Genomic DNA, 12,017 nt, shown 5'->3' on the forward strand with positions numbered 1-12,017 from the left:
GCTTCTCAGATGAAGTGCTTACGCAAACGTTGAGAGAGGAAATCCAGCAGGCTGACGGTGACGATGATGAGCACCATCAGGGCGCAGGTTTGCTGGAACTGGAAACCGCGAATCGCTTCCCACAGGGTGACGCCAATCCCGCCTGCGCCCACCATGCCGACCACCGTCGCGGAGCGGACGTTGGACTCAAAGCGGTACAGGGAGTAGGAGATCAGCAGCGGCATAACCTGCGGCAGGACGCCGTAAAGGTTCTCTTCGATTTTGTTGGCGCCCGTTGCGCGGATACCTTCCACCGGGCCGGGCTCGATGGCTTCGACCGCTTCAGAAAGCAGCTTGGAGAGCACGCCGGTGGTGTGGATGAACAGCGCCATCACGCCCGCGAACGGACCCAGGCCGACGGCGACCACGAACAGCATCGCAAAGACCATCTCGTTGATGGCGCGGCAGGCGTCCATCAGGCGACGCATCGGCTGGTACACCCACCACGGCACGATGTTTTCGGCGCTCATCAGGCCAAACGGAATGGAGAGAGCGACGGCAAGGGCGGTGCCCCAGACGGCGATTTGCAGGGTGACCGCCATTTCGCTGAGATAGTCCTGCCACTGGCTGAAGTCCGGCGGGAAGAAGTCGGCGGCGAAGGTCGCCATGTTGCCCGCGTCTTTGAAGAGCAGCAGCGGATCCATTTCCGCGCCCTTCCAGGAGATAACCAGCACCGCCAGCAGGATGGCCCAGCTTATGAGCGAGAACCAGCTGCGCTTTGGCGGTGGGAGGGTGATGGTTTGCATGTTGGCTCCTTAAGCTGTTCTCCCTCTCCCTGTGGGAGAGGGAACTTGAGTTACTGCACCGCTTTATTCACGCTCGTCATCGCACCGAGCGCGGCGGTCAGGCGGTCGAGGTCTTCCAGCTGGGCCTGAATGGTGGCCACTTTGCTGGTCTTCTCCTCGTCCTTCAGCCCTTTGTTGTCCTTCACGCCCTGCATCTCTTTAAACAGCGCCAACTGGCGAATCGGGACCAGCTGCAGGTCGCTTGACGGGCGGAACGGTGCCCAGCCCAGACGCGCCAGGACCGCTTTCTCTTCCGGCGTTTTGCCATAGGTCATAAAGAAGTCGTACACCTTGTCCTTGGTGCTCTCGGAGAGATTTTTACGCCAGACGATCGGGTCGCCCGGGATCAGCGGCGATTTCCAGATAACCTTGATCTCTTTCAGCTTGTCCGGCGCGGAGGTCTTGAGCTTGTCGAGGTTCTCGGTGTTGTTGGTAGCAACGTCCACCTGCTTGTTGGCCACGGCCAGGGCGTTGGTTTCGTGGCTGGCGTTCACCGTGCGTTTGAAGTCGCTGGCGGAGGCGTTGTTTTTGGCGAAGACGTAGTAGCCAGGGACAAGGTAGCCGGAGGTCGAGTTCGGGTCGCCGTTGCCGAAGGTCAGCTCTTTGCGTTTGGCGAGCATGTCGTTGAGGTTGTTGATCGGGCTGTCTTTGTTCACGATCAGCACGCTCCAGTAGCCCGGGGAGCCATCTGCCGCGACGGTCTGGGCAAACACCTGGCCGTTCGCGCGGTCCACCGCTTCCATGGCGGAGAGGTTGCCGTACCAGGCGATGTCCACTTTATTAAAGCGCATCCCCTGGATGATGCTCGCGTAGTCCGGGGCGAAGAAGGCGTTCACTTTGATTCCCAGCTTGGTTTCCATATCTTTCAGGAACGGTTCCCACTGAGGCTTCAGGTTCTGCTGTGATTCCGTCGAAATAATGCCGAAGTTCAGCGCTTTTTCCTGCTCTTGTGCATACGCCGGGCTTAACAGGGTGCTGAGGCTGAACATGCTGGTAAAGGCCAGCGCGGCAACGGCTTTGTAGCTCATGTACTTTCCTCGGATCGGGTTTGATTAAGCAGCCTGCGCGTTCTCTTCGACGCGGTTAATGCTGCGGTAGAGATGGTCAAAACGTTCGTTATCAAACTGATGGCTCGCGCCATCAAAGAACACGTGTCCTTGACGCAGGGCGACAATGCGTTCGCAGTAGCGCAGGGCGTAATCCACCTGATGCAGCGTTACCATCACGGTGATGCCGTCGTTCTGGTTAATGTCGCGCAGGGTTTCCATCACGATGCGGGCGGACTCCGGGTCCAGCGAGGCAATGGGTTCGTCAGCGAGAATGATTTGCGCTTTTTGCATCAGGGCGCGGGCAATCGCCACGCGCTGCTGTTGTCCACCGGACAGGGTGGAGACGCGCTGATGGGCAAAATGCGCCATGCCGACGCGGGTCAGCGCCTGTAAGGCTTCCTGCTTCTGCGAAGGGGAGAACCAGCGCAGGCAGGTCCGCCAGAATGGGGTGCTGCCGAGCGCGCCAATCAGCACGTTCTCCAGCACCGTCAGGCGGTTCACCAGGTTGAACTGCTGGAAGATGTAGCCCGTCTGGGCGCGGCTCTTGCGGATATCGCTGGCGAGACGCCCCGCGCGCTGCACGGTATTGCCCAGCAGCTCGACGTGGCTTTCCGGCGTTTTATCGCAGGTGATAAGGCCGCTTAAATGACGCAGAAGGGTGGATTTACCGGAACCGGATGGCCCCAGCAGCGCCACCATTTCGCCCTGCCGGACGGTCAGATCAACGGCATGCAGAGCCTTATTGTGATGGAAGGTCTTGCTCAGTTTCTCGACGCGGATGACGGTTTGCATGTGCTGGGCCTCACGATAAATGTGGCCTCATGCTGGCGCATCAATGTGACATTTGGGTTAAGTCTGGGTTGCGGGAGTTTGAAGAGTTGAGCGGAGTTTGATGACAGGCGGAGGCAGAGCGCCCACCGCCCGAAAATTAGTGCTGCTGCTTAACGACGTTAATCATCCACGGCACGCCGTATTTATCGGTGACTTTACCGAAACCGTGTGCCCAGAAGGTTTCCTGCCAGGCCATGTCGATATTCCCGCCCGCGGCGAGGTTGTCGAACCAGCGTTTGCCTTCATTAACGTCCTGGGTGTCGAGAACCAGCGTGAAGCCCGCGTACTGCGCGTTGCTTCCCGGCGGCATCCCGTCGCTCATCATGATATCGCTGCCCGCAATGCGAACGTTGGAGTGAGCGATAGCCGAATCCGGAAATTGCATACCGGACGGACAGCCTTCATCGCTGTTATCGCTTTTTGGCATTTCGCCGAAGGTGATTTTATAGAGAAGCTCTGCGCCGACGGCTTGCTGGTAGAAAGAAGTGGCTTCTGCACAGTTGCCGGCGAAAGAGATGTAGGGACTTAACGGCATAATCTTTACCTCACGTAAGAAAAGCCCGTTAAGTGTAGTTCCCGAAAACCCGGTAAGCGAAGCGCCACCGGGCGGGTAAATCAGTTCTTTTTCACGAACTCGGATTTCAGCTTCATCGGACCGAAGCCGTCAATTTTGCAGTCGATATTATGATCGCCTTCAACCAGACGGATATTCTTCACTTTGGTGCCGATCTTCAGCATGGAAGAACTGCCTTTCACTTTCAGATCCTTAATCACGGTTACGCTGTCGCCGTCCGCCAGCAGATTGCCGTTCGCATCTTTTACGACAAGTGCATCAGCATCGTGTGATGGTTCGGCATCATTCCATTCGTGAGCGCATTCCGGGCAGATGAACATGCCATTATCTTCATAGGTGTATTCAGAATTGCATTTTGGGCAGTGTGGGAGTGACATATCGGTATCCTCAAAAAGTGTAAACGCGCTGGAAAGTGCCAGCTAAATGACGGCAGCGTGCCGAAAAAGGCGGCAAGTATAGCGCAAATCCACACGTTTGTCGGTGGCATTGTGAATTAAAAAAATGCAAAAAGCGTATCGGGAGTGACACTTCGTGTCAGTCAGTTAAGCGATGCTTACCTCATTAACACGGTGGGAAGAAATGACGCTAAATATATCGAATATTTTATTGCAGCAAATTGCTACGCTCCTTCATTTCGGATAAGGTGAAGCGACACATTGTTATTTATCTCCTGACTTCGCTGCCATCCATATCTTTTGGCAGGGGCGTATTACCTCTCTTTTTAGGTGGGTAAATAATGATGATATATCCTGAAGTTTCTTAAAATTGGGCTACGCTTTTTTCCTTTGGCCGTCAGGCCAGAAGGGGAGCTATACACGCCATGCAAGGATGGCGAATTATTTCTGATTATCATCAATCAGTTATATTTCGGCGAACATGTTTTCCACACGTGATCATATAAGCCTGAACAACATAATTAATACCAGTGGCTTAATAAAAGTAATAAATTTGCGTTAAGGAAAGGCTTTTATCATGCACACACAGACCATTTTTGAATTAAGCCAGGAAGCTGAGCGTTTGTTACAGCTCGCCCTGCAAAACCTTGATACGTTGAAATCAATGCCGACTGCGATGCTGGAGAGCACCGCGGCTGCTATTACGGGTGAAAAGAACAACGTTTTACCTTTGCATTTTAGCGCGCGCGGTGTCGAAGCGCAGCAGGCGATGCTGAATAATGAATTACGGAAAATAACCCGGCTGGAAATGGTCCTGGCTATTGTGGGCACCATGAAAGCGGGAAAATCGACCACCATTAATGCGATTGTAGGGACCGAAGTGTTGCCGAACCGCAATCGTCCGATGACGGCGCTCCCGACCCTGATTCGCCACACGCCGGGCCAGAAGGAGCCGGTGCTGCATTTCTCACATGCCTCACCTATTGATGAATTGATCCAACTGCTCCAGAAAAAGCTATGCGATTACGATCGCGGAAAGCTCGCTCAGCATCTGGAAATTGATAAAGACATGAATACGCTGCTGGAGCGCATTGAAAAAGGAGAGGCTTTTGAGAAGCATCACCTGGGCGCGCAGCCGATATTTCATTGTCTGAAAAGCCTCAACGACCTGGTGAGGCTTTCCCAGGCGCTAGGCGTGGAGTTTCCCTTCTCTGAATATGCCGCCATCGAACATATTCCGGTGATTGAAGTGGAGTTTGTGCATCTTGCGGGTCTGGATGCTCACCTCGGACAGCTGACGCTGCTCGATACGCCCGGGCCGAATGAGGCCGGACAGCCGCATCTGCAAAAAATGCTCAGCGAGCAGTTGTCCCGCGCGTCGGCGGTGCTGGCCGTGATGGATTATACCCAGCTTAAATCCATCTCTGATGAAGAAGTCCGCCAGGCCATTTCCGCGGCGGGAAAATCTGTGCCGCTGTATGCCCTGGTCAATAAATTCGATCAGAAAGATCGCAATAGCGATGATGAAGAGCAGATCCGGGCGATGATCTCCGGCACCTTAATGAAAGGCAATATTTCGCCTGGCCAGATCTACCCCGTTTCGTCCATGTGGGCCTATCTGGCAAACCGCGCTCGCTACGAGATGAGTACCCACGGTCAGCTGCCGGATCATCAGGAGCAACCCTGGGTGCAGGACTTTGCCGAAGCGGCGCTTGGGCGTCGCTGGCGCACGGCGGACCTGGACGATATCGACCATATTCGTCATTCTGCCGATTTGCTCTGGGAAGATTCGCTTTTCGAACAACCGATACGCAAGCTGATTTACGCCGCCTATGCCAACGCCTCGCTATACGCGCTGCGTTCGGCCTCGCATAAGCTGCTCAACTACGCACAAAATGCCCGGGAGTACCTCGACTTCCGCTATCAGGGGCTGACGGTTGCCTTTGAGGCGCTGGAACTGAATATCGCACGTCTGGAAGAGGATATGGCGCTTCTCCAGACGCGCCAGAGCGTGGTGAGCGATGAGGTGAAACATGAAGTTGAGGAGGCGCTGAACGCTACCGCGGACTTTATGGGCGCCCAAAAAACCGCGCTTAACCAGGCGATTGGCGAGGTGTTCAGCGCTCAGCATATTCTTGATTTGGCTGGCATCGATCGGCAGAACCCTCACGGTGACGAGCCGCACGAGCTGAAGCAGCTGGTTCTGGACGATGAAGGGAAGGCGCAGATCGCGCTGAGTAAAATCCGCTCCTCCTGCGAACGGGTGATGCTGGATGCACAGACAAAAATCTGCCGGGAGCTGGCGTTACGCTTCGACCAGCTTGAATCTACGCTGGCGCGTTCCCTGAACGAAGCCATGCGCCCCATCGAAACGCGTATTAAAGAGCATCTGAGCCATGCGGGTTTTCGGGCGCGAATCAGTTTCCCGGCGTTTCAGGCTCACCAGCTTAACTTCAACACGCGGGCGCTTTTTAATGATGCAATAGCGCAGGATGACAGCCAGGCAGGCCCGTCATCAGGCGGGAGCAGTATGCGAGAAACGGTCTCTCGCTGGCTCAATAACCCGGGCTGGGGCTGGGATGAGTATGTGGAAACGCGCACGCGATATGTTATCGACATTGCGCAGCTACATGACAAATTTAAGCAACATATTGAGCTGTTTTGTGAACAAATACGTAAAGCTTTGTCCGCGCAGGTCGATGTCTCTGTTACGGCAGGAATGGCGACGTTCTTTGCAGAATTTTCGCTGTGCCTGACCGGGTTACAGGAAAGCTTGCGTGATAGCCTCGCAGTGCGTCAACAGAATGAGCATTCAACCCGAGCGCTCTGCCAGCTGTTGAAGCAAAGTATTACGACTGCGACGTGGATACAGGAAGATACCCGACTGTTACGCGATGATATTCAAACTCTATTCGCGGCAGAGCAACCATGACAACACCACTACTGGACGGCCCCGGGCGAACGCTGGAGTGTATTAATCCAAAATTTATGGTCGATCTGGTTCAGGGTGTGGACGCGGCGCGTCATCCTCACCTGGGACCACAACAGCTTCAGTTTCGTGAGCGTTTGACTCAGGAAATCATGACGCATACCCGGCTACGCCCCTGGGCGATGGCGGGTATGCTCAATGAAAATGCAGCGCTGCGCCTGGGGCTGGCGGAAAAACTGGCCGGTATGCTTGACCCAGGTCATCTCGCGCTGACGCTGATGGCAGAGAAACTGATTGCTTTGCGCCAGCAGACGCACCCGCGCGCCCAGCAGTCCCCCGGGCTGATGCAGCAGTACGCTGAACTCGCCTCTCATTTTACCCAACGCGCAGCCTATAAAGAGAAGGCGCTGACCCAGCGCGGGCTGACGGTGCAGGCGGGCGAGCACAGCGAGCAGATTTTTACCCGCTGGCGGGCCGGGCACTATGATGGCTGGTCGCTGGCCGGGCGCTGCTTTATCGTCCTGGAAGAGCTGCGCTGGGGGGCATTTGGTGACGCATGTCGCCTCGCGAATGAAGATGTGGCGGCAATGCTTAAGGATAACCTGCGCAGCATGGCGGCTAACTATCTGGCGCAGGGCATCAATGCATCCCCCACGACCCGCCATTTCTATCACCAGTGGCTGACAACGCCGGCCTCTCCGGGTTTAATCGATCATAAAGACATGCTGGGGTGGCTGGGGGACTGGTGTCAGGCGGACCAACATCCGGTGAGCTGGTCAGTGACGCAAAACTGGCAGACCGTCGCGCTGGGCATGCCGAGGCTCTGTTCGGCAAAACGGCTGGTGGACGCGATGGTGGAAGAGATTTTTGGGTAAACCCCTTCTCGCTCACCCTCTCCCCGTTGGGAGAGGGAATGATGCGGTGTGTTAATGATTCATTTCTATCGGCTTCGGTTCAGGCAGGGTCTCTTGCATATTCCCGTAGCGTTTCGCATACAGCGCCGTGATGATGGGGACCAGAATCGCGGTGACAATTACGCTCGCGGCAACCAGTGCCGTTGCTGAAGCGGCGACCGGTTCGAAGGCCGGGTTAATTTGGGCGATAATCACCGGGTTTGCAACAGCAGCACCCGCGGCTGAAGAGGCGGCGACGCCGGCCGTGCCGTTTCCTCCTCCGATTACGCGGTCGGCAATAATCAGCGGAATACCGGTGATGACGATCACGGCGACACCCAGCACAATGCCCAGCAGGCCGGTGTCGAGAATGACCTTCAGGTTGATGGTGTTCCCCAGTGCGAAACCGAAGAACGGGATCAGCACCGGCGTGGCTTTGCTGAAGAAATCACGCAGGTCGCAGTCGAGATTGCCAAGGGCGAAACCGACCAGGAAGGGCAGGATTGCGCCGACAAAGTGGTGCGGCTCAAACGAGGCCAGGCCAGCAGAGCCCAGGATCAGCATCGTCATCAATGGGCCGGACTCCAGAGACATCAACACAAATGCGCCGGACTCTTCTTTCGTTCCGTACTGGTTCATCAGGCTGGCGTACAATCCGCCGTTGGTCATATCCATTGCCGAGACAATCGCCAGGACCGATAAACCCGCAAAGAACCCGGTCTGAATTCCATTCTCCGGAATGAACATCGCGCATATCATTGCCACCGCCCAGGCTACCGCTATTTTGGTTATCACCAGCGTTCCGGATTTCCGTAATACTGTCCCCGTTGCCCGCAAATTAATGGATGCGCCGATACAAAAAAACCAGACGGCAAGAATGGGAACCGTGCCTGTTATCATACCTTTTGTGAAACCACCGAAATAGGCTCCGGTATCGGGAGCAAGAGTATTCAGGATGGCGCCCAGCACCAGCGGAACCAGCATCATGCCGCCGGGTATACGTTCTATCGTGGCTTTAATCTTCATAGACAAACCTCACATCGGATCCCGCAGGACGGGTGATAGGTGTTAGAAATTAGTCAATAAATTCAATTGATTGCTCGTATTGCTTGCGGTCTTTTTTCGATAATCCTGCAACATAATTAAATGTGTGCTCCCGATTAACCTCATTCAGAAACACATAAAACGCTGAATTCGGATTTATGATGCGATCATTGGAATATTGATTCAATGAAAATAAAACATCGTTTTAGTTATCTTTATCACATATTCAATGTAAAATTTGAGGCCGGTTCCTGTTGATGAAAATTTATGTAAACCTGATGTGAATTAACGTGGTTTGTTTTTCCGTTAAGAAAGAAATAATGACGCGCGGGAGGATGTTCTTTAGGCGGGGTAAGGATGTGCTTATTGGCACTCCTTGACAAAAATTGGACTGAGTTGACGAGACGCGAAAATATGTGTGAAGTTGATCACAAATATAAACGCTGGTAGGGTAAAAAGGTCATTAACTGCCCAGGCAGGCGTCAACAGGTTCGGTTGTATCGACGTAAAACGTCAATGTAAGTAAACCTGCTACGCTTGAATAAGGCGATTCGCATGGAGCGGATCCCATGGTTCACAGAACGCTAACTGGACTGTGAAACAGACAGGGCCGAGTCAACGAGGATAGCTATGCTAAGAAGGAAAAAGATTAAACCCATCACGCTTCGCGACGTCACCATTATTGATGACGCAAAGCTGCGTAAAGCCATTACCGCAGCCTCGCTCGGTAATGCGATGGAATGGTTCGATTTTGGTGTCTACGGCTTTGTGGCCTATGCGTTAGGTAAAGTGTTTTTCCCCGGGGCCGATCCCAGCCTGCAGATGATTGCCGCACTGGGTACGTTCTCCGTTCCCTTCCTGATTCGCCCGCTGGGCGGTCTGTTCTTCGGTATGCTCGGCGATAAATATGGTCGTCAGAAGATCCTGGCCATCACCATCGTCATTATGTCGATCAGTACATTCTGTATCGGTCTTATACCGTCTTACGCCACCATCGGCATTTGGGCACCCATTCTCCTGCTGATTTGTAAGATGGCGCAGGGCTTCTCCGTCGGCGGTGAATATACCGGTGCCTCGATCTTCGTTGCCGAGTATTCCCCGGACCGTAAGCGCGGATTTATGGGGAGCTGGCTGGACTTCGGCTCGATTGCCGGATTTGTCATGGGCGCAGGCGTAGTCGTGCTGATTTCAACCGTGGTGGGTGAAGATAACTTCCTCGACTGGGGCTGGCGTATCCCGTTCTTCCTGGCACTGCCGCTGGGGATTATTGGTCTTTACCTGCGTCATGCGCTTGAGGAGACGCCCGCGTTCCAGCAGCACGTCGAAAAACTGGAACAGGGTGACCGCGAAGGGCTGCAGGATGGTCCGAAGGTGTCGTTCAAAGAGATTGCCACTAAGCACTGGCGCAGCCTGCTGACCTGTATTGGTCTGGTGATTTCGACCAACGTGACCTACTACATGCTGTTGACCTACATGCCGAGCTATCTGTCGCATAACCTGCACTACTCGGAAGATCACGGGGTGCTGATTATTATCGCCATCATGGTGGGTATGCTGTTTGTGCAGCCGATTATGGGCCTGTTGAGTGACCGTTTTGGTCGTCGACCGTTCATTATTCTGGGAAGCGTTGCGCTGTTTGCTCTGGCCATTCCGGCATTCATTCTGATTAACAGTGATGTGCTGGGGCTGATTTTTGCCGGTCTGCTGATGCTGGCGGTGATCCTTAACTGCTTTATCGGGGTGATGGCCTCAACGTTGCCCGCGATGTTCCCGACGCATATTCGCTACAGCGCGCTGGCCGCGGCCTTTAACATCTCGGTGCTGATTGCCGGTCTGACCCCGACGCTTGCCGCCTCGCTGGTCGAGAGCACGCAGAACCTGATGATGCCGGCTTATTACCTGATGGTGATTGCGGTGATTGGTTTGATTACCGGTCTTACCATGAAGGAGACGGCTAATCGCCCTCTGAAAGGCGCAACGCCTGCGGCGTCTGACATCCAGGAAGCGAAAGAGATCCTGCGCGAGCACTACGATAACGTAGAGCAGAAGATTGAGGATATTGACGCAGAGATTGAAGAGCTGCAGAAAAAACGCTCCCGACTGGTGGACCAGCATCCACGCATCAACGAGTAATAAAGAAACCCGCCAACGGCGGGTTTTCTTTTATTAGCATCCGGCAGCGATGTAGTCGCCATTGGCGCTGACGGGGATCACCGTCAGGAACAGCACCGTTGCGAACAGGATCAGGACTATCCCTCCAGCTATTTTGACTGCTGGCACCAGCCATCTTAATGAAGCGCTTTCTCCGAACCAGCTCACCGTGCGCTCGCGGGCGTAGCGCACTGCCAGGGAAAGCCCCACAATAGAAAGTGCGGTGCCCAAAGACATGGTCATGACCGCGGCTACTCCCCAGGTGACAATGCCCAGCGCGTTCGAAAACATCAGAATCATGATCGCCCCGCTGCACGGGCGTGCGCCAATCGCCAGAATCACGCCCAGACGGGTTTTCCAGTCGCCCTGCGTCAGGTCTGTACCTACGCCGTGATGGCCGCAGCCACAGTGTTCATCGTGCTGATGAAGCGGCTTGATGGCGGAGATAGACATCCTGCGCGGGCGCAGGCTCTTCAGCGCCTGATAAATGACAAAAGCACCGAATGCGCCAATAAGCACTGCGCTTATCTTCTCCACGTACCAGCGGCTGGTACTAATATCCCCGGAGGCGAGGTTAAACCCTACCGCCAGAATAAAGACAAACAGAATGGCGCTGACGCCCTGCATCAGGCTACCCAGAAAGGGGACGACCCGGGCGGCCAGCTCGCTTTCCTTATTAGTGGTCAGATAGGTCGTCACGATGAATTTTCCGTGTCCGGGTCCGATGGCGTGAAGGACTCCATAAAGGAAAGCCCCCGTTAACAGCCATAATCCGCCGCTGTACTGGTGGTTATTAAGCTGCAGCAGATACATCACCAGATAGCGGTGCAGCGTAATTTGCGTGGCGAGACACCACTGGATAAAGGCGTTCCAGTGCGCATGCAGGGTAAAACCGGCAAAGAGGAGTGCCAGCAGCATCACTCCTGCAGTAGGTAGACGCCAGTCGCGGGCGAGGCGTTGTGTGGTCATGAGGGTGGGCCTGCACAGAGGAGAATATTTGCCGCTAGTATAGTTGATCTTCTCGCTCAATTCGTGGGATCGCATCGCGATCCGCTCATGATTGTGGATAACTTTGTGCATAAAAGGGTATAAGGCGGGGTTTTGCTGTGGAATGCAGCAGTCAGTCATTTTTCTGTCATTTAGCGGTTGCGGCCTGCTGAGAACTCCCTATAATGCGCCTCCATCGACACGGCGGATGTGAATCACTTCACACAACAAGCGGGTCGGTTGAGGAGAAAAAATCCTGAAATAACGGGTTGACTCTGAAAGAGGAAAGCGTAATATACGCCACCTCGCAACGGTGAGCGAAAGCCGCGTTGCACTGCTC

Annotated in this window: 10 protein-coding genes; 3 read left to right on the plus strand and 7 right to left on the minus strand. The window is 54.5% G+C overall.

The features are described from left to right. Positions 1-5: 5 nt before the first annotated feature. The 5 genes from phnE to BJ885_RS21635 all read right to left on the minus strand — a co-directional run bounded on the left by phnE (position 6) and on the right by BJ885_RS21635 (position 3,655). Positions 6-785 (minus strand): phosphonate ABC transporter, permease protein PhnE, encoded by a 780-nt coding sequence (gene phnE, locus BJ885_RS21615; protein WP_121932710.1) that lies wholly within the window; start codon positions 783-785, stop codon positions 6-8. A gap of 50 nt (positions 786-835) precedes the next feature. Further along, positions 836-1,852: a phosphonate ABC transporter substrate-binding protein gene (gene phnD / locus BJ885_RS21620; protein ID WP_121932709.1), complete on the minus strand. Its 1,017-nt coding sequence runs from the start codon at positions 1,850-1,852 to the stop codon at positions 836-838. A 24-nt stretch (positions 1,853-1,876) separates the two neighbouring features. Further along, entirely contained in the window at positions 1,877-2,665 is a 789-nt protein-coding gene (gene phnC / locus BJ885_RS21625) for a phosphonate ABC transporter ATP-binding protein (protein ID WP_121932708.1), read from the minus strand. A 136-nt stretch (positions 2,666-2,801) separates the two neighbouring features. Beyond that, on the minus strand, positions 2,802-3,239 hold the full coding sequence (gene yjdN, locus BJ885_RS21630; protein ID WP_047646860.1) for a VOC family metalloprotein YjdN: 438 nt from the start codon (positions 3,237-3,239) through the stop codon (positions 2,802-2,804). 80 nt (positions 3,240-3,319) lie between these two features. Then, positions 3,320-3,655, minus strand: a complete 336-nt coding sequence (locus BJ885_RS21635; RefSeq protein WP_023310096.1) for a zinc ribbon domain-containing protein YjdM — start codon at positions 3,653-3,655, stop codon at positions 3,320-3,322. Positions 3,656-4,250: 595 nt separating this feature from the next. On the opposite strand from BJ885_RS21635, the gene crfC reads away from it, so the two are divergent. Next, positions 4,251-6,605 carry a clamp-binding protein CrfC gene (crfC, locus tag BJ885_RS21640; RefSeq protein WP_047646859.1) on the plus strand — a complete coding sequence of 785 codons (2,355 nt, stop codon included), beginning with the start codon at positions 4,251-4,253 and terminating at the stop codon, positions 6,603-6,605. Further along, positions 6,602-7,477, plus strand: coding sequence for a diguanylate cyclase regulator RdcB family protein (locus BJ885_RS21645; RefSeq protein WP_054829827.1), 876 nt, complete (start codon positions 6,602-6,604; stop codon positions 7,475-7,477). The genes crfC and BJ885_RS21645 overlap by 4 nt, the downstream gene beginning before the upstream one ends. A 51-nt stretch (positions 7,478-7,528) precedes the next feature. On the opposite strand, the gene kdgT is transcribed toward BJ885_RS21645, so the two are convergent. Further along, a complete protein-coding gene (kdgT, locus tag BJ885_RS21650) occupies positions 7,529-8,521 on the minus strand; it encodes a 2-keto-3-deoxygluconate transporter (protein WP_121932707.1) in 993 nt (330 codons plus the stop codon). 648 nt (positions 8,522-9,169) lie between these two features. Between kdgT and proP the strand changes: the two genes are divergently transcribed. Beyond that, entirely contained in the window at positions 9,170-10,672 is a 1,503-nt protein-coding gene (proP, locus tag BJ885_RS21655; protein ID WP_029740241.1) for a glycine betaine/L-proline transporter ProP, read from the plus strand. A gap of 33 nt (positions 10,673-10,705) precedes the next feature. Here the strand turns inward: proP and BJ885_RS21660 are convergent, their stop codons facing one another. Further along, positions 10,706-11,659 carry a nickel/cobalt transporter gene (locus tag BJ885_RS21660; protein ID WP_121932706.1) on the minus strand — a complete coding sequence of 318 codons (954 nt, stop codon included), beginning with the start codon at positions 11,657-11,659 and terminating at the stop codon, positions 10,706-10,708. Positions 11,660-12,017: the final 358 nt, after the last annotated feature.

Origin of the sequence: Enterobacter sp. WP_7_1, assembly GCF_003688535.1 — a bacterium.
Taxonomy (GTDB): Bacteria; Pseudomonadota; Gammaproteobacteria; order Enterobacterales; family Enterobacteriaceae; genus Enterobacter; species Enterobacter asburiae.